At 55.3% G+C, this 22,138-nt stretch carries 15 protein-coding genes; 11 read left to right on the top strand and 4 right to left on the bottom strand.

From position 1 onward, the window contains the following. Window positions 1–21: 21 nt before the first annotated feature. On the bottom strand, window positions 22–1,179 hold the full coding sequence (fadA, locus tag Pla144_RS03060; protein WP_146447835.1) for an acetyl-CoA C-acyltransferase FadA: 1,158 nt from the start codon (window positions 1,177–1,179) through the stop codon (window positions 22–24). Window positions 1,180–1,359: 180 nt separating this feature from the next. On the opposite strand from fadA, the gene Pla144_RS03055 reads away from it, so the two are divergent. Beyond that, a complete protein-coding gene (locus tag Pla144_RS03055) occupies window positions 1,360–2,283 on the top strand; it encodes an SHD1 domain-containing protein (RefSeq protein WP_146447834.1) in 924 nt (307 codons plus the stop codon). 7 nt (window positions 2,284–2,290) lie between these two features. After that, window positions 2,291–5,731, top strand: coding sequence for a pyruvate carboxylase (locus Pla144_RS03050; protein WP_146447833.1), 3,441 nt, complete (start codon window positions 2,291–2,293; stop codon window positions 5,729–5,731). Window positions 5,732–5,802: 71 nt separating this feature from the next. Here Pla144_RS03050 and Pla144_RS03045 read toward each other — a convergent pair whose 3' ends face one another. Beyond that, window positions 5,803–7,857 (bottom strand): PEP/pyruvate-binding domain-containing protein, encoded by a 2,055-nt coding sequence (locus tag Pla144_RS03045; protein WP_146447832.1) that lies wholly within the window; start codon window positions 7,855–7,857, stop codon window positions 5,803–5,805. Between the two features lie 796 nt (window positions 7,858–8,653). On the opposite strand from Pla144_RS03045, the gene Pla144_RS03040 reads away from it, so the two are divergent. From Pla144_RS03040 to Pla144_RS03015, 6 genes are all read left to right on the top strand, one after another. Beyond that, window positions 8,654–9,412, top strand: a complete 759-nt coding sequence (locus tag Pla144_RS03040; RefSeq protein WP_146447831.1) for a 3-keto-disaccharide hydrolase — start codon at window positions 8,654–8,656, stop codon at window positions 9,410–9,412. 157 nt (window positions 9,413–9,569) lie between these two features. Next, on the top strand, window positions 9,570–11,180 hold the full coding sequence (locus Pla144_RS03035) for a serine/threonine protein kinase (RefSeq protein ID WP_146447830.1): 1,611 nt from the start codon (window positions 9,570–9,572) through the stop codon (window positions 11,178–11,180). A gap of 218 nt (window positions 11,181–11,398) precedes the next feature. After that, window positions 11,399–11,893, top strand: coding sequence for a 3-hydroxyacyl-ACP dehydratase FabZ family protein (locus Pla144_RS03030; protein ID WP_146447829.1), 495 nt, complete (start codon window positions 11,399–11,401; stop codon window positions 11,891–11,893). A gap of 89 nt (window positions 11,894–11,982) precedes the next feature. Further along, entirely contained in the window at window positions 11,983–12,369 is a 387-nt protein-coding gene (locus tag Pla144_RS03025; protein WP_146447828.1) for an acyl carrier protein, read from the top strand. 51 nt (window positions 12,370–12,420) lie between these two features. Next, a complete protein-coding gene (locus tag Pla144_RS03020) occupies window positions 12,421–12,957 on the top strand; it encodes a 3-hydroxyacyl-ACP dehydratase FabZ family protein (protein ID WP_146447827.1) in 537 nt (178 codons plus the stop codon). A gap of 123 nt (window positions 12,958–13,080) precedes the next feature. Next, window positions 13,081–14,355, top strand: a complete 1,275-nt coding sequence (locus Pla144_RS03015) for a beta-ketoacyl-[acyl-carrier-protein] synthase family protein (protein ID WP_146447826.1) — start codon at window positions 13,081–13,083, stop codon at window positions 14,353–14,355. 382 nt (window positions 14,356–14,737) lie between these two features. On the opposite strand, the gene Pla144_RS03010 is transcribed toward Pla144_RS03015, so the two are convergent. Further along, on the bottom strand, window positions 14,738–16,213 hold the full coding sequence (locus Pla144_RS03010) for a Gfo/Idh/MocA family protein (protein WP_146447825.1): 1,476 nt from the start codon (window positions 16,211–16,213) through the stop codon (window positions 14,738–14,740). 176 nt (window positions 16,214–16,389) lie between these two features. On the opposite strand from Pla144_RS03010, the gene Pla144_RS03005 reads away from it, so the two are divergent. Beyond that, window positions 16,390–19,452 carry a dockerin type I domain-containing protein gene (locus Pla144_RS03005; protein WP_146447824.1) on the top strand — a complete coding sequence of 1,021 codons (3,063 nt, stop codon included), beginning with the start codon at window positions 16,390–16,392 and terminating at the stop codon, window positions 19,450–19,452. Between the two features lie 109 nt (window positions 19,453–19,561). Then, entirely contained in the window at window positions 19,562–20,335 is a 774-nt protein-coding gene (locus Pla144_RS03000) for a hypothetical protein (protein ID WP_146447823.1), read from the top strand. Here the strand turns inward: Pla144_RS03000 and Pla144_RS02995 are convergent. Continuing rightward, window positions 20,259–20,810 (bottom strand): gamma carbonic anhydrase family protein, encoded by a 552-nt coding sequence (locus Pla144_RS02995; RefSeq protein WP_146447822.1) that lies wholly within the window; start codon window positions 20,808–20,810, stop codon window positions 20,259–20,261. The two genes, Pla144_RS03000 and Pla144_RS02995, sit on opposite strands and share 77 nt — an antisense overlap. A 157-nt stretch (window positions 20,811–20,967) precedes the next feature. Between Pla144_RS02995 and Pla144_RS02990 the strand changes: the two genes are divergently transcribed. Next, entirely contained in the window at window positions 20,968–22,023 is a 1,056-nt protein-coding gene (locus tag Pla144_RS02990; protein WP_146447821.1) for an N-acetylmuramoyl-L-alanine amidase-like domain-containing protein, read from the top strand. Window positions 22,024–22,138 lie beyond the last annotated feature (115 nt).

Genomic DNA, 22,138 nt, shown 5'->3' with positions numbered 1-22,138 from the left:
GCGAGTGTAAGTCACGTTTCACTACACACGTTCAAACACCGTCGCGATGCCTTGGCCGATGCCGATGCACATGGTGGCGAGCCCGAGGGTGGCTCCTCGATCAATCATGGTGTGGATAAGCGTGGTGGAGATGCGGGCGCCGCTGGCGCCTAAGGGATGGCCAATGGCAATGGCACCGCCACGCACATTCACTTTTGCCGCGTCGAATTCGAGCATCTGCATGCAAGCGAGCGCTTGGGCGGCGAAAGCTTCGTTGAGTTCCACTAGGTCGATGTCATTGAGCTTGAGGCCGGCACGCTTTAAGGCTTTCTTGGTTGCAGGGACAGGGCCAGTACCCATCACGGCGGGATCGACACCGGCGACGGCGGTGGAAAGGACTCGCACCAAAGGTTTCAGACCGAGTGACTTGGCTTTCTCTTCGCTCATTATCAACAGTGCCGCGGCGCCGTCATTGAGTGGGGAACTGTTACCGGCGGTGACGGTGCCGATGCCGGGCATGAAGGCAGGTTTCAAGGCGGCGAGTGCCTCAAGACTCGTGTCGGGGCGAATGCACTGATCGGCGGTAACTAGCTCGCGGTTGCCGGCTTCGTCGAGTCCCCAGACGGGGATGATTTCGCTCGCAAACTCACCGGCCTCAGTGGCGGCGGCTGCTTTTTTGTGACTTGCCAGAGCGAATTCATCCTGGGACTCGCGGCTTATGGATTGTGACTGGGCAAGAAACTCGGCCGTGTAGCCCATGTGCAGAGCGCCCTTGCTCGTGGCGTGGAAGAGCTTGGGATTGAAATCGACGCCTGCGTCCATGGGAATATGCTGCATGTGTTCGAGTCCGCCGACGATTTGCACGTCTTCCCCCCCGGCGATGATCGAATGGGAGGCTTGGTTGATTGCTTGCAGGCTGCTGCCGCAAAGGCGATTAATCGTGGCCCCAGGGACGCTGCTCGGCAGGCCAGCAATGAGTCCGACGATCCGGCCGATGTTGAAGCCTTGTTCACGCTGCTGCTGGGTATTGCCAAGGACGAGGTCTTCGATCTCGGCGGGGTCTATTCCGGTACGTTCGACAATTGCTTGGACGACGGCGACGGCGAGATCGTCGGAACGGACCTGACGAAAGACCCCTTTCTCCGCGTGGGAGCGGCCAATAGGGGTGCGGCAGCAATCGACAATGACGGGGGATTTCATGGGAAAGTTTGCCTTGGAGGGTTCTAACATAAGGATAAGCATTTTCACGAACAATTGCCAACGCCCTGGGATTGCAATCCCAGGGCGTTGCTGGCAGTGGAACTCGGGAGTCGGTCCGCTATACTGGCAAGACTGTCGGGGGTTGTTTGGTCGGCACAAGTTTTTGCTTGGGAGTTTACGATGCTTCGGTTCATGATTTCAATGGTACTCGCTGCGACATGGTTTGGGCTGAACGCGGATGCGCGGGTGTGGACCGACAAGTCGGGAAACTACTCCCTGGAAGGGGATCTGGTTGCCTTCGATGGTGCGGACGTGGTGATACAGAAAACTGACAAGACACTGGTTGGTGTCGATATGGAGCAGCTTTCCGAAAAGGATCAAGAGTATGCCAAGTCGGAAGAGGCCAAGATTGCTCTGGAGAAAGCGGGCAAGGGAGATCAAGTCTGGGAAATGCGGAATGGCCTGAAGGTCATCGGTAAGGTAGTCGATTACATGCGGCGTGATGTCACGTTTCGCATGGCCCGGGGTACGATCTTTGTTAACGACGTCAAGTTCGAAAATCTTCCCGAGGTCTATCAAAAGATTGCACCCCTAGTGGCAGCACATTTTACCGAGCGTGATATTACCGATAGGGCTGGATTATTTGACTGGCTCAGACGAGTCCGTGGCGCGCCACAGACTTTTACCACTGAGGGAGTTCTCATGGAGCTGTCCAATGGGAATCATTATGCGGTACCGTTTTTTCTGTTTAGTGAGAAGGCATTGTTAGCGCTGAAGCCGGGCTGGGATCGCTGGGCCGCTTCCGCCCAGAAGTATGAAGACCAACAAGAGTCGGCTTTATACCTCCAGTCGCAAGCGCAGGCTTTTCAGCAGAGCGCTGAGCAAACAGCTCAATTTCAGAAGCTGCAACTTCAATTGCAGGCTTACACGGCGGGAATGTTTAGCTTGTGGGAAGTTGTGTTGTATCCCAACCAAGGGACCCCGGGGACAGCGCTTTCGGTTGTGGTACCTGGGCGCAATAGTCGGCAAGCACAGATCACAGCGATGGAACAAAATCCAGGCTACTCACTTGGCCCTGTAGCAAGAGTTAACCGACAGTTTTGAGAAACATATGAAACCCATCCGCCGTCTGCTGGCTGCTAATCGCAGCGAGATTGCCATTCGCGTTTTTCGCAGTGCCCACGAGTTGGGTATCCGCACGGTAGCGATGTACTCGCATGAAGATCGCTATGCGCTGCACCGATTCAAGGCCGATGAGGCCTATCTGATCGGTGAAGAGGGGAAGCCGCTCCAGGCATATCTGAATATCCCGGGGGTCATTGAACTGGCCAAATCGCATGATATTGACGCGGTTCATCCGGGATATGGCTTTCTCTCAGAGAATCCTGATTTCGCTCGGGCGTGTGCCGATGCGGACATCACATTTGTTGGTCCGCGGGTTGATCTGCTGGAGAATCTGGGAGACAAGCTAGAGGCGCGTAAGTTGGCGACCAAGGTGGGTGTGCCGGTGTTGGGTGGAAGTGCCGAGCCGATCGTCGAGGCGGCGGATGGTTTAGCGACTGCAACCAAGCTGGGATTCCCCATAATCTTGAAAGCAGCCCATGGTGGTGGTGGCCGAGGGATGCGGGTGGTGACTGATCCCAAGGAGTTTGAGAGTTCATTCGAGGCGGCCCGCCGCGAGAGCCTCACGGCGTTTGGCAGTCCAGAGATTTTCGTCGAAAAGTACATCCAGCGTGCCCGGCACATCGAGGTGCAACTGCTGGGGGATCGGCATGGTAACTTGGTGCATCTCTTTGAACGGGATTGCTCGGTACAGCGGCGGCATCAGAAGGTGGTAGAGATTGCCCCCGCGCCGAATCTGCCGACCAAGGTTCGCAACGCACTGTGTGAGGCAGCACTGGAGATTGGTCGGGCCGTGAAATATGACAACGCAGGGACGGTCGAGTTTCTGGTCGATGCCGACACGCACGAACTGTATTTCATCGAGGTGAATCCGCGGATTCAAGTCGAGCACACTGTCACCGAAGAGGTGACTGGCATCGACGTGGTGCGGTCGCAGATCCTCATCGCACAAGGTGAAAGGCTAGATTCCGAGGCGGTCGGTCTTCCTTCTCAGCAGGACATCAAGACGACGGGATTTGCCGTGCAATGTCGCGTGACGACCGAGAATCCGTCGAATCGGTTTATGCCAGATTATGGAAGGCTCACTCACTATCGCTCGGCAGGTGGGATGGGGGTTCGACTGGATGCGGGGACGGCATTTTCCGGGGCGGTGGTGTATCCGTTTTACGATTCGTTGTTGGTAAAGGTATCTACCTGGGGAAGGACGTTTGTGGACGCTGCAAGGCGGTCGGAGCGGAGCTTGCAGGAATTTCGCGTGCGGGGAGTGAAGACGAATATCCCGTTTTTGATTCGCCTGGTGACCGACCCTAATTTTTTAGCGGGCGAGTGCACCACGCGATTTATTGATGACACGCCGGGGTTATTTGATTTTGTGCAGCGACGAGATCGGGCGACGCGGCTCTTGCAATACATTGGCGAAGTAGTCGTCAACGGCAACTCAACGGTTGCTCGCAAACCGGCAACGGTACGGCGAGCGCCAGTGGTCTTACCCGAGTTGGCCGAGGGACAAATTCCGACGGGAACACGCGATCGACTCAAGAAACTAGGCGTCACTGGATTTACCCGCTGGGTGAAGGACGAGCAACCCTTGTTGTGGACCGACACGACCATGCGGGATGCCCACCAATCTTTGCTGGCTACGCGGTTTCGCACTTACGACCTGTGTCAGATTGCCGAGGCATACGCGCGGCTTTTGCCCGAGTTATTTTCGATCGAAATGTGGGGTGGGGCGACCTTCGACACTTCGATGCGATTTCTGAAGGAATCCCCTTGGAAACGGCTTGAGTTGCTGCGCGAGAAGATTCCGAACATCCTGTTTCAGATGTTGCTAAGGGCTTCAAGTGCGATGGGGTATGCGAATTACCCAGATAATGTCGTTGAGTTGTGTGTTCGCGAGGCAGCGGATGCGGGAATCGACGTGTTTCGAATTTTCGACGCGCTCAATTGGACCCCCAACATGCGTGTCGCCATGGAAGCGGTGCAGAAGACTGACGCGATTTGCGAGGCGGCGATCTGCTATACAGGAGACATCCTCGACCCAGACCGCGCGAAGCACGACCTCAAGTATTATGTTAAGCTTGCCAAAGAATTGGAAAAAATGGGGGCGCACATTCTGGCCATCAAAGACATGGCCGGACTTTGCAAACCGCATGCGGCTAAGGTGCTGGTAAAGGCGCTGCGGGATGAGGTCGATCTCCCGATACATTTTCACACGCACGACACTGGGGGGATGCAGGCTTCGTCGATTCTCAATGCGGCCGAAGTGGGACTCGACATTGCTGACGGGGCGCTTGCAGCGATGTCGGGTGGCACATCGCAGCCCAATCTCAACACGATGGTCGAGGGGTTGCGATTCACGCCGCGAGCATCAAAGCTCAACTCGGCTGCACTGGATGCGATCTCAGAATACTGGCGTGAAACACGCGAATTCTACTCGGTGTTTGAAAGTCCCACGCTAGCCGCCGGTGCCGACCTCTATCAACATGAAATGCCTGGCGGGCAGTACACGAATCTTTTTCAGCAGGCCCATGCGCTGGGGCTCGCTTCTCAGTGGTCGAAAATCTGCAAAGTATATGCCGATGTGAACAGACTTTTTGGCGACATCGTTAAGGTGACCCCCACCTCGAAAGCAGTGGGTGACATGGCGCTGTTTCTAGTTGCTCACGATATGAGCTGTGCGGAGTTGATGGAGAGCGACCGTGAGTTGGCATTCCCTCGTTCCGTGCTCGATCTCTTGAGCGGACGGATGGGGCAAGTGGAGGGTGGATTTCCTACGAAGGTGCGGGACCGCATTTTGCGAGACGAAAAACCTTTGGAAGGTCGCCCCGGCGAGAGCCTGCCTCCTGCTGATATGAAAGATACGCAAGAAAAAGTCGCTAAAATGCTCGGCCACGAGCCATCGCGACAAGAGATTGTCGCTTATCTAATGTATCCGCAAGTATTCGAGCAGTTTGCCCAGCATGGGGATCAATACTCCGACACAAGTTTGTTGCCGACTCCTGTGTTCCTACACGGCATGGAGGCGGGAGAAGAGATCACAGTCGAGATCGAGCCGGGCAAGACACTGATTATCAAGTTTCTCACGATCGGCGATCCCCATGCCGACGGCACCCGCAGCGTATTCTTTGAGCTCAATGGCCATCCGCGCGACGTGACGGTGAAGGATCATTCGCTGGAATCAAAGGGCGAGACCACACCCAAAGCCGATCCCAATAATGCCAAACAGATCGGCTCGGCCATGCCGGGCATGGTGGTATTAGTGGCGGTTGACTCGGGGGATGAAATCACGCAGGGTCAAAAACTGATGACGCTAGAAGCGATGAAAATGGAAACCACAATCGCCGCCGAAACCGCTGGCAAGATTGCCTCCGTACATGTTGGTACGGGCAGCCAGGTCGAGGCGGGGGATCTATTGATTACGTTGGAATAGTTGAGACAGATAATCTTATTGAATCCTTTCGTAGATACTGAACAACCTGAGCTCCGCGAGCTGACTTAAAGCTATTTGTTTTCCGCGCGTTCAATGATCCGAACAACTTGGTTAATTGCATCTACCTCGACTAGGTCTCCCTCGCAAATCGTTGACGTTGCCCGGCCGGTGCCGATTATGGTTGGAATCTTGAGTTCTCGGCAGATGATCCCCGCGTGGCAGGCAACACCACCGTCGTCGGTGACGATTGCGCCTGCGTGGCGCAGTAGTGGCATGAGGTTGGGGTTTGATTGGATCGAGACGAGTACCTCGCCGTCATTGAGTTCGATCCCTTCTGGCTCGGAGGTTAGCACGACCCGCGCACGGCCACGATGGATACCAGGCCAAGCAGTCTGACCAGAGATTTGATTGGGGTCGTCCGGCGGAAAGATCTGCCGGTGGCCCATCTCGCGCATGAGTAAGTATCCGGTTTCAGTGACAAAGTTGAGCCGCTCCTCGTCGCCCAAAATTTGATGGACGAATCTCTGACCAGCACGAACTTTCTCAAGGCGATCTTCCAGGGTCTCTCGATTGATGCTTTTTTGATGTAACTCGCGCCAGGTTACTAATTCGGGGGCGCGGTCAGGCTCGCTAAAACCGAGGCGGAGCATCAATTCCTGGACGATTGGTTCGATCAGCTTGCTCAAGTACCGAGGATACAGCGAATGCGAGCGAAGTTCCTCAGCGATCTCGCGGACTTGTGGGTCGTCAATATGGCCTTGTTCCAAGGCGATCAACGTAGCTGAAGGAAGACTTGTTGTGTAGCGTCCCACTTCGATAAAGTGTTCGATCGCGTCGTCTAGATCCCTGAAGGTTTCTCCTTGCTCGATTTGCTCAAAGCCACGCTGGTAGATTTTTCGTCCGCGTTCCAAGAAGGCGACTAACTTGCCTCGATCCGTGCGATCGAGATGGCGGATATGCTCGAGTGCCGCCTCGAAGCTCTTCTTTGGCGGAAACATTGTGGTCAAGTCGGCACTATCTTGAATCGCAAGAAATCGGTCGCAGTGAAATCCGAAATCGTGCCCCGCATGCCGACTGTCGAGCCAATAGCCAATGATCGACGCCTCAAGCAGTGGAAGCGGCCGCCGCACAATGGACATCCAAGGTTCCGCATGGTCGACGATTTCTTCGCGGTATTCCTGGGCGAGTGTCGTGATGGGACGGGCCTGCAATAAATGAAACTCGTCCCCCGTCAAGGCCCACTCGGTATCGACGGGAAAACCATAGTGATCCTCGATTCGATCCAAGAGTCGTGCGTATTCAAGAACCTGCGCATCGGTCAATTTAGGCTCGGAACCGCGGGATCCCAACTCGCGCCACTGTGGTTCAGGTTCGCCATGATTCAGAAAGAGGCCCTGGCGCTGTCCACCTTGAGAACTCTCCATGATTTCCTGTGCACCGCGTTTCACTACGTACTGGTCAGGTACGATCTTGCCCGAAACAATCGCTTCACCCAGTCCGAAGCAGGCCTCAATGAGCCGCACGTCGGGTTCTTGAGTGACAGGATGGACCGAGAAACCTATGCCAGAGACTTCGCTCGAAATCATTTCTTGAACAACAACCGCCACGCCGAATTCGCCGGCACCGTAGCCATGAGCTGCTCCGTATGCCAACGCCGGCGCACGAAAGATCGACATCCAACAGGCCTGCACTTGTGACGCGATGTCTTCGGGCGCAACGTCCAGGAACGTATCGAGTTGACCAGCCCAGGCGTTGGAAGTCCCGTCTTCGCAGGTTGCGCTCGAGCGTACAGAAACACTCTCGATATTGAGATTCTTGGCACCGCTCTCGATAGCAGCGAGGATTTCTTCAGGAATTTCCGCTTCGCCGAGTAGTTCGGCAATCGCCTCTGCCGCGACTGCTACTGATGTTCCTCCAGAGTCGACTTCGGCCAACCAGCGAGGAACGCGTCGATCTGGATCGGCAGCAGTCATGAACGAATCAAATGCCGAGCGAGTCACGACGAAACCAGTCGGCACGCGCACCCCCACGCGGACCAACTCGCCCAACGATGACCCCTTCCCACCGCAGATTGCAACTTTGCTGCGGTCGATCTGATCGAGCTGGAGTGTGTAGGGCGTGTTCATTACAAGTTTTTCTGTGGATCCTCAAATGGAACGTAAAGAAAACACAAAAACTGCTCTCGGCATGGTACATAACTCACGGTGACGGTTGCAACAACCAATCGCAGGCATCTATATTCGGACAGCGATGCCTAATGTTCGAATCGAGTATTCAGGGATCAGCCGTCATAATTAGTGACTGCTGACCCGTGGGTGTAACGGGAGTGTGAATAGAATAGAAGCGACACGATAGCGACGATCATGACATACCATGCCGGTGAACTCAAGTCGCCAGTCTTGGCTATGAGCCACATAGCGAAGAGCGGCGCCGTACTACTCCAGCACCTTGCCGACCGCGGTAAATTTTGGTCCCTATCGGGTCGAACTCACATCACTCTCACAATTTGATTTCCAGGACTTAATCGAGAAGGGAATAAGAGAATTAGCTCTTCAGAATCAGTACTTTTCTATAGGATCTGCAACATACGAGTCGAGCCTGAAACTGACTCAAGCTACGAATGGTTTTACGGATCCGTGATCCTTATCGTAACAGGGTTTCAGCCAGCTGAGTGAAAATCTGATTTCTACCGCATTTCGAATTGGTGCAAACAGCGAAAAACCGAAGTATGGCAGGGATTGAGAGTTGGGGATCTTAAATTGGTACCTGGCGAGAACAGCTTCAATAATCTCAGTATTGTCCGCCTCGCCGTAAGTGCAGCGGGAAGATTACAATGAAAAGGATGCCGCGAAGTGTGCTTAGGGCAAAACGATTGACTAAAGAATTACTGACTCCTTGCTATTCAAAAAGAGATATCATCATATGAAGCCTAGAAACTGTTTTGTTTTGAGTCTGCTAATACTTTCTGTCATTCCAGCGTATCCAGTGAAATCAGAGGAAGCCGGACAATGGATCGAACTCGTTGGCGACAAAGGTCCAAAAGGGATTGCCGCAATCGGTGAGAACGTGACTTCGTGTGGTGATGTGCAGTTGATACCGAATTCACAGAAGCTAACGGCCCTTCCTGGTGAGGGAGTGCTCGCGGCTCTCTCGAAATCCCCATTTGGTGAAGGGAACAACTTGCTCAGCAAGCAGAAATTCGGCGATTGCAAGGTCCAGCTAGAATTCTTGATTGGCAATGGAAGTAACTCGGGCGTCAAGCTGCAGGGGCGTTACGAAATTCAGCTTTACGATAGTCACGACAAGGAAAAACCGACGGCCAAAGAGTGTGGTGGCATTTATCCGCACTGGTTGTTTCGAGAGGATGGCAAAGGTTTGAATTATATCGACGAGGGTGTGCCGCCACGGGAAAACGCGGCCAAACCTGCTGGCGAGTGGCAGACCTTGGAGATCGTGTTCCAGGCACCTCGTTTTGATAGTGCTGGCAAGAAAATCAAGAACGCCGAGTTCATCTCCGTGATACTCAACGGTCAGACAATTCATCAGAATGTCGAAGTCGACTCGCCCACCGGCAACGCATCCACGCCCTTGCCCGAAGTTGCCAAAGCAGAGCTCATGCTACAACTGGATCACGGTGCCGTGGCGTTTCGCAACGTGCGTGTCATGCCGATGGATTTGTAGCCTGCTTCAAGCAGAGTGTAATTAGAGTTTACTTGGTTCAACCGCCTGCTTGCGGCGACGGCTAGGAGGGGTAGTGAATCCACCTCGCTGTGGACCATCCGTTCAATTACAATGGAGGGGGTTACCACGACAATTCCTCCCTCAAACCCTGTAGCCGATGCAGCGCTCGCGAATTGGTCCTTTTGTGTTGGAAGAAACCCTCGACCCGCGAGGTGAGGCCAATGTTCTGCGCGGATTGCATCTGGAGCGGAAGACCTCGATGGCGGTCAAGTTACTTTCCGCCAACCTTGTAGGGAAGTTGATGGGGGGCAACATGTTTGCCTCCGATGTGAAACGACTGCAGAAGCTTGTGCATCCGGGGATCATCCGCTATCTGGGGGGCGCGATCGAAGAAGGCCAGCCCTATCTAGCGCTCGAGTTGGTCTCCGGTGAATCGCTACGAGATCTATTGGAACGGCGCGGCAAGTTGCCCTGGGAACTCGCGGTCGAGCATGCCGACGGGATTTTAGAGGGCCTCAGGCATGCCCATCAGCATGGATTTGTTCATCAACGGCTCACGCCCAGTCGCGTCTTGCTACCGGAGGGTGGTGGGGTGAAGTTGGCTGGTTTTGATTGTGTGTGGGTGGATCGGGATGAAGTGCTGGGACTGCGCTGCCCGATGGAGGTGGCCCCTTATCTGGCACCCGAAGTATTCCGCGGGAAGCAATCCGCGACGCTCCCTCCGTGCGATTTGTTTAGTGTTGGCGTGATCCTCTATGAATGTCTGTCGGGAGAATTACCCTGGGCAGCGAATACTCCCTCTGAATTAATCCAGGCTCGACGAAATAGTCCTGCACCGCGGATCGCTTCCAAGGTGCTCGATTGCCCGGTCTGGTTGGATGCGTTGGTCGCTAAATTGCTGGAAGTAAAACGGGCTGATCGTCTCTCGTCGGCGGACGAAGCGCATCGTGCGATAGTTTCTGCCATGCAGAAAGTGGCTGCCGGTGTGGGGGCTACACAGGATGCGCTCGCGGGCAAGTCGGGTGTATTGCAAGTTGGCGGCGACCGGCAGGAATTGCGACGACTGTCGAAAGGCTTTCGTCGTAAGAAGCGGGACACAAGTCCCTTTTATGAGCGTGCCTGGTTCCTGGGGATATGTTTGTTGCTGTTGTTGGCGGGGGCGGTGTGGTCGCTGATGCCTGCGGATGAAGACGCTTTGTTTGCAGGGGCAAAACCTTTTATGGAGTCCGAGAGCCCGGTCGACTGGAAGCGGGCCGAAGAGCAGTATCTCAAGCCCCTCTTGGAGCAGTATCCGGGCACGAAGTATGCCGACGAAATCGAGGCCTTTGAAGACCGCTACTTGATGTATCGAGCGCAGACCCGCGCGAAGAATAATGACCGACTGGGTCGGCCTGCCGAAAGCGAAGCCGAGAGGCTTTACACAGAGGCATGGGGATTTGAGAAGCAAGGAGATCGGATCACAGCCTGGCAGCGGTACGACGCGCTCGTGTCGATGTTCAAGAACAGCGACGATGACTACGACCGGGCATTTGCGGGATTGGCCCGTCAGCGGATCACGAATCTGAAATCGGACCCTGTAAGCGGTAAGAGCCAAGTTGACTTCGTGCGAGATCAGTTGGCATTGTCCAAGTCACTAATCCAGGCGGGCGATCTGTTTCAGGCCCGACGTGTTCTAGACGGCATCGTCTCCTCATATAAGGACAACCGGGAATTACAGCCCCTGGTGGATCAGGCGCGGGGACTGATCCAGAATCTGACGCGTGAGTGAAGTAGAGAGGCTGAAGGTTAGAAGTTAGTGCTAGACGGTAGAGTTTGCCTACGTGGTGCGAACTGCCGAAGTAGCTTGAAAAGGGGGACTTGAAGGGGGTGCGCTGGGGCGTTGTCGGCGTGGAGAAGTCCAGCTATAATCGCCAGTTCGCTGTTTTCCCAATTAACCCAAATCAACACATCTACCAGACTCATTGTCCGTCTGCGGGGCACCAGCCTATGCGTTTTTGGCTACTCGATCGGATCACCTCCTTTGAGCCCGATGCTGAATTGACGGCAGTGAAAAATGTGACGCTCTCGGAAGAGTATCTCGCAGATCATTTTCCTGAGTTTCCTGTGTTGCCGGGCGTGTTTATGCTCGAGGCGGCCACGCAGGCTTGTGTGTGGTTTCTCAGGCTGAGTGAGAACTATGCGCACAGCATCATCGTGCTCCATGAGGCGAGCGCGGTGAAATATGCCGACTTTGTTGCCCCCGGCCACACCCTCACGATTCGAGTCCAACAGACGAAAAAGGACGAGCGTTTTGCCAGCTTTAAGTTCAAGGGGGAAGTGGAGGGCAAATCCTCGGTGAGCGGTCGACTTGTCATCGAGCGGTTTAATCTTGCCGACACCGACCCTGAACAGGCTGATTTCGATGCCCGTCTGATCGAATATCAACGAGGGACCGAGAAGCTGCTAACCCGAAGTTTGAACACAACGGTAATACCAACATAATAGGAAAGAGAGTTTTCGGTTGTCAGTTGCAACCGACCACTGACAACGGACCACATATACCAACCATTTTTGCGGAGGATTGTTTAGCCATGCCAAGTAGCGAAGAAATTTTTGACAAAGTGCGAGAAGCGTTGGTCGATGCCTTGGGGGTCGATGATGACGAAGTTACGCCCCAAGCGACGCTTCAAGGAGACTTGGATGCGGAGTCGATCGACTTTTTGGATATCGTGTTTCGGCTGGAAAAAGCTTTTGATATCAAGATCGAGCGGGGCGAGTTGTTTCCCGAGGACATTCTCACGAATGTCGACTACGTGCAGGACGGCAAGGTCAATGCCGAGGGAGTCGCTAAGCTGAAAGAGCGGATGCCGTTTGCCGATCTATCGAAGTTTGAGTCGAATCCGATCGTGCAGAACTTGGCCCAAGAGCTTACTGTGCAAGACATGTGCAATTTTGTGGAGCACAAATTGGCCGCGTAGCGAGCCGGGTCGTCCCGACCCTGGACAGTCCATCCCTTTTGGAACAACACTATGCGTTGGTTTTGGATAGATCGATTCACCGAGTTCGTCTGCGACTCCCATGCCGTGGCGGTAAAGGGGGTGTCGCTAGCCGAGCCTCATATGCACGAGCACATTGTCGGATATCCGATCATGCCCAATTCGCTGGTGACTGAGGGAATTGCTCAGGCGGGTGGGTTGCTCGTGAGCGAGCACTACGGTTTCTCGGAACTGGTCGTGCTGGCCAAGCTGGCGAAGGTGAGCTTTCATTCGTATGTGCGCAATGGCGAGACACTTACCTACCGCGTGACCGTCGACAGCCTGCGTCGGGATGGGGCAGTAGTCTCCGCAACAGCCCGCGTCGGAGAGCGGTTGCACGCCGAGGCGCAATTGTTTTTCGCCCGACTGGATGAATCGAACGACGTCACTGGCGGGGTTCCACTGTTCCGCCCGCGCGATCTCCGGCATTGGCTTCAGTTGGTAGGCGTGTTTGAAGTTGGCGTCCGTCAAGATGGCACGCGAATCCGCGAAGCAGAATATCCGCTGGTGGAAACATCGGCCGTGGTTTAGCTGGTGTTGAGTTGACAAGATTCGTCATTCCCGCGCAGGCGGGAATCCATTTGGCCTCCGGAAGAACTAGATCCCTGCCTGCGCGGGAATGACATTGAAAGCATCTCCTTGGAGACATTCATCATGCGTCGTCGCGTTGTTATCACTGGGGTTGGTTGTGTTACACCTTTGGGAACCACGGTCGACTCGCTGTGGGCGAATCTGATGGCTGGCAAGAGTGGTGTGGGTCGCACCACGATCTTTGATGCGAGCAGTTTCCCCACGAAGATCTCTGCCGAGGTGAAGGATTGGTCAGTGGCGGACGTCGGGCTCGATGCTGCTGAATGGGCTGACCGCAGTCGGCATACATGTTTTGCGGCTGGTGCTGCCCAGCAGGCCATGGCGGAGTCGGGCGTACTGGGAACGGTCGAACCGACGCGGTTTGGCGTCTACCTGGGTGCCGGCGAGGGGAGCCAGGACTTCTTCAATTTTTCGCAGATGATGACCGCCGCCGTGCAGGGCGGCGATCTCGATATGCATGCCTTTGTCACCGAGGGACTGAAGATTCTCGACCCGCAGGCCGAACTGGAGCAGGAACCCAACATGCCCGTTGGCTACCTGGCAGGGATGTTCGACGCTCAGGGACCCAACGTGAATTGTCTCACCGCCTGTGCTGCCAGCAGTCAGGCCATCGGTGAAGCGACCGAGATTATTCGAAGTGGCGAGGCGGACGTGATGCTTTCGGGCGGAGCCCATAGCATGATTCATCCCTTTGGCGTGACAGGTTTCAACTTGCTCACCGCGCTGAGCGAGCGGAACGACGAGCCCGAGCGGGCATCGCGTCCCTTCGATAAAAACCGCGATGGCTTTGTGCTCGGCGAAGGGGGGGCGATGGTCGTGCTCGAAGAATACGAACATGCCCGCAAGCGCGGTGCACCGATCTACGGCGAACTGCTAGGTTACGGCACGACGGCCGACGCGTTTCGCATCACCGATACCCACCCGGAAGGACGCGGGGGGATCAGTTGCCTAAAGATGGCGCTCAAAGATGCGGGCAAGGATCCAACCGACGTCGACTACATCAACGCCCACGGCACTAGTACGGCGGTAAACGACCGCGTGGAATCTCTGGCCATTCGCCAGGTGTTCGGCGAGCATGCCGACAAGCTCCCCGTCTCAAGTACCAAAAGCATGACGGGCCATTTGATCGCCGCCGCCGGGGCGACGGAGTTGATCATCTGTCTAATGGCGATGAAGCACAAGGTCTTGCCGCCAACAATCAACTACGAAACGCCCGACCCCGAGTGCGATCTGGACTACATCCCCAACGTGGCACGAGAAGCGAAGTGCGATGTCAGTGCCTCGAACAGCTTTGGCTTCGGCGGGCAAAATGTCTCGCTGGTGGCGGGAATCATCTAACCAAGACAGTAAGCTGTGGCGTGTAGATTTCCTTTGGTACGTTGCGGCGGCCGAGATTCATGAGGCGGAGCGGATCTCGCCTTCGACAGCCCATTCTTTTAGCATTCTCTTCTCCTTGCGATCATACTGCGAGCAAACTCGTCAACCCACGCCCCGGGAGAGAAGGGATGTCTCGGTCGAGTCGCCGCAGATGGTTCGCTCAACTTCAGGTCTATTGGCAAAGGGCTCAGAATGGCCGCTCGTCTTGGATCAGTTCCCCTTACGCTCGGTGTTTGCGAATTGAGGCGCTCAAAGATCGCCGGATGCTGGCAATTTTGTTACGAATTACTGCGAAAGTTGAACTTAGGAAACTAGGTTGCACCTACTAATTGGATGCTCAATCTCAAACTTCCTTCACCATAAACTCCCCGCGACCCATCGTTCGTAAGTATTGATTGGCCGTCTCTGCATGAGCACCTGTGAACTGCTCGCTCTCGCCGTCGAAGGTTAACACAGGACCCAGAGAGAATTCCTCGACGCTTGTACCCGGTTCGTTATTGGCCGCCACACGACTGAGCTGTTCCAAAATCGTCGCGGCCGAGGCAGTAAGCCCAGCTCCCGCACCAAGTCGTTCGATAGCTTTTGTGGGATTGGTCGGGCCACTAGCTGCAGATTCCTGGGCAGCTCGGTAGGCATAGTTTGCCATGTTGCACCAGGCGGTTGAGTGGTGACCCTCTTTGACCGGCGCGTTGAGCGAGCCCGGCGAATGGTTGCGAACGGCATCAATAAAATTCTTCTGATGCAAAACCATGCCATCGGGACTCTCGATGTCTTTGATGAGTTTCCCCTCGGCATCAAACACCTTGGCACTTCCCCGCTGACCTTCCAAACGTCCTCCCTCGCAGTAGGCGATGTAGCCACTCCCCGGGCCGGGGCATTTTGGCGACGATTCACTCCCGGCTTTCTCGGGAAGGTTAGTCAAGGCAATCACCACGGGGATCGTGCCTGTATCCAGCAGCGCAAAGTGAACGTTGGGAGTGTTCCCTGCATCATGCCAGCCGAACCGACCTCCTGCTGCAACCACGCGTTGAGGGAACGCAACAGAATCTCGGAATACATTGTTCCGTACATCATCTAAAAGGTGCACGCCCCAGTTGCCCATCTCGCCGGCCCCGGTGTTCCAATCCCAGTGCCAGTCGTAATGCCAATTGTCGCGATAGATTGGCTGATCCGCCGCAGGACCGAGCCACACGTTGTAGTCGAGCGTCGCTGGAGGCGCAAGCGGCGTATCTCGCTTGCCAATGGATGCCCGAACTCCGTAGCGATTCACTCGAACCCACTCGATTGGTCCTAGTAGTTTGTCTTCATGGAGAATTTGCTTGATCTCAGCCTGCATCGGCGCGGAGCGTTGTTGCGTGCCGATCTGGCAGATCTTCTGATATTTGTCCGTCGCGTTGACGACCTGCACTCCTTCCCAATGGGCATTGCAGAGTGGCTTCTCGACATACACATGCTTGCCGGCTTCCATTGCCCACAACGCCGCCAGACAGTGCCAGTGGTTGCAAGTCGCAATCGCTACGGCGTCAAGCTCAGCCAGATCAAGCAGGCCGCGAAGATCCGAAAACGTTTGGGCATCGGGTACCTTCGCAGACCACTCATCCACCAGCGCACTATCTGGATCACAAATGGCTGCGATCTTTACGCCAGGGACTTGGCCGAAGGCATCAATAAGCTGACCACCGCGCCATCCCAGCCCGACAATCCCCAGATTAACTTGCTCGTTGGCGCTTGTCGCGCCTAACGCCCGAGAACCAAGCGCGAGCGCCCCGCCAACCAAAGCCCCTTGTTGCAAGAAATATCGACGAGTAGTAGTTCGCATCGGACGCAATCCTTAGAGAGTGCTATGAGATTAGATTTGGCCGTATTCCCAATCTAACATGTTCATCAGCCAAGGCCAATTCGGCGGAAACGAAACATTTGTAACACTCTCCAGGCTTTCTCCGCTTAATTGGGGAGAGCTATGCCCTTCCCCCCCCCTGTGCCAGGAGAAATCCCATGTTCCGCCCTACCCTCCAACTTGCCACCCGCCAGTTTTCGCGCCATATTGCCAGCCTGAGCAACGTGTCTTGGTACCGCTTGGCAGTGGTCATCACCCTGACTTGCTTGGCGTTCTCGACACCTAATGCCCAAGCTATTACTATCTCCATGAATTACGGGGGAGGGAGCCCGCCACCCTTTGATCCGGATGGCTCCAAGCTCAAAGCGATCGTCGCCGCGGCGGGGGCCATTTGGGGTGACTACATACTGGACGATCAAAATTACTCGTTCGATCTTCGCTGGGAAGACATCGATGGCGGCACGCTCGGACAACATCAGCCGGGTTGGTTGCTCGACAGCCGCGATCTAGTCTTTGACACCAAGGACTCCAATGGTAATTGGCGCGACTGGTTCTTTGATCCGACGCCGTTTGACAATAGTGAGTTCGATATGCAATCGACGCTGGTACGTGATTTAAGTCCTCTTGCTGCCGACAGGGCTTACGGTGGTAGCCCGCCGGCTCTTTTGGAAGCTGGTTTCAGTGGGGTGGCTACCTCGCCCGCCTCCCTCGGCAAGCACGATCTCCTTTCGGTCGTGCTCCACGAAATGGGGCACATGCTAGGCTATAATTTCAGTGGATTCGATGATGATTACGACTTTTCCCCAGCTACGATTGGTGGCTTAAATCTGTCTGTCAATGAATCCGACGGTTACCACGCCGGCGTTTCGCAGTCGCTCATGTTCGGCTCGATCAACACGAGCATTCGCCGACTCCCGTCGGCAACAGATATTCTGGGAACTTGGGACGAATCGATAGTCGTCGTTCCCGATGGTCACGGCGGATTTACAACACGGCACTTTCAGTCTTTTGATGTTCCTCGTGTCGATTTTCTCGGTGCCCAGTCCAATAGTTGGCATAGCACCCTCAACTGGATCGGCGGAGCCATCCCCGATTACGATAACGAAGTCTTTATCCGCTACGGCGGACTCGTTGTGCAAGAGACGGGACAGTCCACAGCAAGAACACTAACGATCAACGATGCCTCATCTTTGCATGTCAAAGGCCAAAAGCTTCAAGTTTTTAGAGATACCAATATTGGCCAGAATGGCACACGAGGTGATTTGAACGTCGGAAACCTCAACGGCAATGTGTCTTCGTTCCAAACCAACAATCTGTTGATCAACCAAGGTGTCGTCAATATTTACAATTCGGCGGGCCTAGTGAACGTTGATCGTGATCTCACGATCGAAAGTCAAGGCACGCTCATGGGTGCCGGCACAACCCTCGTCGGTGGGACACTCGTGAATAATGGTCAAATCAATGGTGGTACCTTCCTGCTCTTCGGCTTCGGTGGCACGCTCACGCTCGGCGGAGCCCGACTTGATCTCGACGGCAACGGTTCGGAACAAGGGCAGATCACCGCCAATCTGGGAAATCTATCGGTCATTGGCAAACTCACCGATGATTTCAACGGTAGGGCTGCTGTGGCCGAGACTCGCACGATGTCGTTCAACCAACCCTGGAAAATGATGGGCAATCTCTCCCTGCGGGGTGGAGACGATGAAAATCGCTTAGCCACTCTCACTGGGGCCGAGGTCATCGTCGGCGGCAATGTCGATGTCACGGGCAAGTCCCTGATCTCCGCACCGCTGATTCTCAACAGCCCCGCATCCGTAAATCTTCCTACCGTACAAGACACGCTGATTCTTGCCGGTCCCACCACACTTCGCGGAGGCAACTTCACCGGTCTCGGCACGCTCGCCATTGCCGGTGCAACCAACGTCGCCATGCCCAACCCGGTTGTAGGAGACCTTCCTCCAGTGTTCGATGGCAAACTGGCCATGTCTTTCAACTTCAACGACACCAATGTTGCCAGCCAGACCAGCTTTCTCGACGCGACCCTCGGCACACAGACCACCAATGCGATTGTTTTCAACCATACCACTTTCGCACTTAATGTTCCCCTCCAGGTTCGCACCGGTGGAGTCGTCACCGCATCAGTCTCCAGCCTTTACCTCCCCAAGCAGACCACAATGTCTGGAGGCCAACTCACTGGTACTGCGACAATTAATCAAGTGGGTGACTTGGTGGTGGACGGCAATAGCACGATCAATCCCAATTCCTATCTCTGGGGAGTTGATAGTCCCAACCATGGCACGACCGTCCGCGCTGGAAAACGGCTTGATCTGACTCCCAACAGTATCGTACGCGGCGGCAATCCACAAGAATATCGCGGACGCATTGTCCTCGAAACAGGAGCCACCTTGAATGTCGATCTCGCCTCCACGGATACTTGGACTATGGCCGGTTCCCTGGATCTCGCTACCAATTCTACCGTGCGAGGTGACAAGCTCATGAACACAGGCAACATTGTCGGCAATGGCTCCTTGTCGATGGCTCAAGTCATCAATGCAGGCTTCGTTTCGCCGGGAAGTCCTATCGGTATAATGCGAGTTCCCAGTGGGCAATTTCAACAATCCGCCGAAGGATCGCTCCACATCCAACTCGCCGGCTTGAACCCAGGAAGTGGCTTCGATGTACTCAGCACCAGGACCGCCAGTCTCGGCGGCAAGCTCGCCATCGAACTCATGCCTGGGTTTGTCCCAACACTTGGCGCCCAATTCGATTTCCTCACCGCCACCGGCCTCGGCAAGTTTTCGTTCGTTGATCCGATCAGCGGCATCTTTGACTCCCTCGTACTCAAAGCCCCGGACGGAATCGACTTTGCGGGGCAGCTCTTGTACTTCCCCGACCACGTCACTTTCCGAGTGACCCAATTCGGATTGGATCCAAGCCTCAACTCCGACTTCAACAAAGACGGCGTCGTAGACGGCAAAGACCTTGTGGCCTGGCAAAAACTCTATAACGCCCCCCTAGCAAAAACTGACGGAGCAGCCGATGCCGATGGTGATGGCGACTTCGATGGACGCGACTTCCTCGCTTGGCAGAGACAGGTAGGTTCCCGTACTTCAACCGGAGGCAGAGTATTCTTCGCTGCCGTCCCCGAACCTAGCACCATGCTGCTGGCACTGCTGGCCACCATGTGCCCCCTACTTCGCCGTCCGCCGATTGCGGCTTAGCGTCCCGACATTTTGATTGCATCCCTCCACGCATTTCAGGTACACTACCAAGTGTTCCTGGCACACGCCTGCGGGGGGGATGCCGTTGGCCGAGACAGGAGACGCTTCCATGAGCGAATATCGCTATTTACTCTTTCCGCGTGGCAATCAACCCACCACGGCTGAAGTGGGGGAACTGCAAAACTACTCCGGCACCCTCCTGGGACGTTTTGCCTACGGCTCGGACCGAAAAACGAACAGCCTCGCCATCGCCTTCCAAGCCGACGCCTTCGATCAGGCCCTCCAAACCCATAAGGGTTTCAAGGCTCTCATCCACAAATGGGAACTCCGTGGTGCGACCGTCGTCGAACACTTGGGCTTCGTCAAAGACCCCCAAGCACTGCGACCTGTCCCCACCAATCAATGGCATCCTAACACTCAACCCTCAACACTCCACTCTCAACCAACCGCTCATGTCACAGCGCAGGAGAAACTAATTGCCGCCAAAGAACAGCTCGCCCACGAAGCACTCGGACGGGCACTCATTAGCGTGCACCAAACGAAACAACATCATCAATATCTGGAGCGATTTGCCACCTGGGCGCCCTACCTGCTCATCGCCGGAGGTTCGCTGCTGACAATTATCTTTGGCGCCTACACCTACCAGCGACTGCAAGATACCAAAGGTGAAAGCCGCAAAGAAATTATTGATCGCGTCGTCGAGGATACGATGCAAGAGAACCTCGCTGCACAATCTGTCGACCGCAAGCCAAGATCCGTTAGCCGCGACGCGCCTGCCGAGTCTTACGAGGCACCAGCGGAGCGAGTCAACTCCGCGCTGACATATGACCTTCCCCCAGATACTGATCCTTCAGCCGCACATAATTCGCCGGGGAATAAGTAAAGAATTCCCGCTCAGCGTCTGTGATTGGCCGCAACTGCCTGCAGGGATTCCCCACGTAAACGAAGCCACTTTCCAGCACCTTCCCCGGCGGCACCAGGCACCCTGCTCCGACGATCACTTCGTCCTCGACCACGGCGCCGTCATTAACAATCGACCCAATCCCAATAAGCACGCGATCTCCCACCCTGCAGCCATGCAGCACTGCTCGATGGCCGATCACCACGTCCTCCCCAATCGTAAGTGCCCAACCATCAAGGTTGTACTTGCTCTTATGCGTCGTGTGCAGCACGGCATTGTCCTGCACATTCGAGCGATGCCCAACCTTGATCGGCAGCAAGTCCCCGCGAATTACCGCTCCGGGCCACACACTCACATCATTGCCGAGCGTCACATCGCCAATGACGGTGGCTGCCGGATCAACGTAAACTCTTGCCCCAAGTTGGGGAGAAGTGCTTTGAAAAGCTCGAATTGTCACTACGTTTCAGCCCCCAAAAAAACGGTTAAGCTGGCCCTGAAAGTCACATCGCGGTACGCTGAATAGGAGAGTACCATTTTCTTTAGTTCACCATAAGCACTCCAGATGGTGATGGGAATGCAAGAGCTGCCAACCATCTCACGCGGAGAACAAAACCATGAAGCCAACCATGAAAGCACCGTTTCTTATCTTGGCTCTGTTCGTGTCGAGCGTGGGGCTGTTCAGCACTACGCTCAGCAGCGCCTCTGCCGCTTTGACGAATGAGCAAACCGCAGCCTGCCAGCAACTAGGCCTTGAGCCGGAACAAATCGCCCAGCTGCTGGACAAGCCGTTGCACGAGTTCACCGAGACAGAGGTCGATGCTTACCTGAGATTTTTGAGCGCCACCGAACCGGACCTTCGTCAGCGAATTCTGCGCCTGGCCCGCAAAAACATCGGGCAGCCGTATGAGATTTATTTGCTGGGCGAAATGCCGTTCGAACCCTATGACCCCCAGCCCATTTACTGTCTGGGAAAGAGCGACTGCGTGGTCTTCGCTGAGCACACTTACGCAATGGCCTTGTCGCAGAACTGGCCCAGTTTTATGAAGATGCTGCAACGCATTCGCTACCGCGACGGCCACCTGGGCGTCACCACCCGCAATCACTATACCGAGGCCGATTGGAATATCTCGAATCGCTGGCTCGTGGAGGACATCACTGCGCAACTTGCAGGTGACCAAGCCGTGAAGTTCAGCGAAACCATCGATCGTGCCCGGTTTTTCAAGAATCGATACCAGTTGCAGGTGGATGTACCCGTCGAAAAGCATGAGGACATCTATTTGCCGTATGCCGAGATCGACGAGGCGAAGAACGACCTGCAGGACGGCGACTTCGTGAACGTAGTCCGGGCGACCTTCAAGCCAGACGCGCCGCCCAACGAAGTCTCTGGCGGCAGCGCATACGTGGGTCATGTAGGTCTGATCGCCCACGGCCTAAATGGCGAGGTACACCTGATCCATTCCACTCCGCCGCAGGTACGCGAAGAGCCAATCGAAGAGTACATCGCGCGCTCAACCAAGGAGAACGCCGCCAACGACGCCGCGGGCAAAGCGCGCCTGGTGGGTTTCAAGTTCCTCCGCTTGCGCGAACAGCCACTCAAAAACCTCCAACAAATCGACGGCCCCGACGCCCCCCGCGTGACGCTCCCCTCCGGCAACGAAGCGCAGTTTTGATCCCCGCGACATATTCTTCTTGTTGGCCGCGATGCGTAGCCCCAGCGCAGCAGAGCGCGTCGTCTTCCACCACTCACCACCAGTGACCAATACCACCAACCCGAAGAACACCTTC

It is taken from the genome of Bythopirellula polymerisocia (genome assembly GCF_007860015.1).
Taxonomy (GTDB): domain Bacteria; phylum Planctomycetota; class Planctomycetia; order Pirellulales; family Lacipirellulaceae; genus Bythopirellula; species Bythopirellula polymerisocia.
The sequence above is the reverse complement of the archived record's forward strand: the minus strand, read 5'-3'. Positions and strand labels throughout refer to the sequence as shown.

Excerpts from the sequence above, each read along its gene's own strand:
- fadA (WP_146447835.1), bottom strand. The coding sequence starts at position 1,179 with ATGAAATCCCCCGTCATTGTCGATTGCTGCCGCACCCCTATTGGCCGC.
- Pla144_RS03055 (WP_146447834.1), top strand. The coding sequence starts at position 1,360 with ATGCTTCGGTTCATGATTTCAATGGTACTCGCTGCGACATGGTTTGGG.
- Pla144_RS03050 (WP_146447833.1), top strand. The coding sequence starts at position 2,291 with ATGAAACCCATCCGCCGTCTGCTGGCTGCTAATCGCAGCGAGATTGCC.
- Pla144_RS03045 (WP_146447832.1), bottom strand. The coding sequence starts at position 7,857 with ATGAACACGCCCTACACACTCCAGCTCGATCAGATCGACCGCAGCAAA.
- Pla144_RS03040 (WP_146447831.1), top strand. The coding sequence starts at position 8,654 with ATGAAGCCTAGAAACTGTTTTGTTTTGAGTCTGCTAATACTTTCTGTC.
- Pla144_RS03035 (WP_146447830.1), top strand. The coding sequence starts at position 9,570 with ATGCAGCGCTCGCGAATTGGTCCTTTTGTGTTGGAAGAAACCCTCGAC.
- Pla144_RS03030 (WP_146447829.1), top strand. The coding sequence starts at position 11,399 with ATGCGTTTTTGGCTACTCGATCGGATCACCTCCTTTGAGCCCGATGCT.
- Pla144_RS03025 (WP_146447828.1), top strand. The coding sequence starts at position 11,983 with ATGCCAAGTAGCGAAGAAATTTTTGACAAAGTGCGAGAAGCGTTGGTC.
- Pla144_RS03020 (WP_146447827.1), top strand. The coding sequence starts at position 12,421 with ATGCGTTGGTTTTGGATAGATCGATTCACCGAGTTCGTCTGCGACTCC.
- Pla144_RS03015 (WP_146447826.1), top strand. The coding sequence starts at position 13,081 with ATGCGTCGTCGCGTTGTTATCACTGGGGTTGGTTGTGTTACACCTTTG.
- Pla144_RS03010 (WP_146447825.1), bottom strand. The coding sequence starts at position 16,213 with ATGCGAACTACTACTCGTCGATATTTCTTGCAACAAGGGGCTTTGGTT.
- Pla144_RS03005 (WP_146447824.1), top strand. The coding sequence starts at position 16,390 with ATGTTCCGCCCTACCCTCCAACTTGCCACCCGCCAGTTTTCGCGCCAT.
- Pla144_RS03000 (WP_146447823.1), top strand. The coding sequence starts at position 19,562 with ATGAGCGAATATCGCTATTTACTCTTTCCGCGTGGCAATCAACCCACC.
- Pla144_RS02990 (WP_146447821.1), top strand. The coding sequence starts at position 20,968 with ATGAAGCCAACCATGAAAGCACCGTTTCTTATCTTGGCTCTGTTCGTG.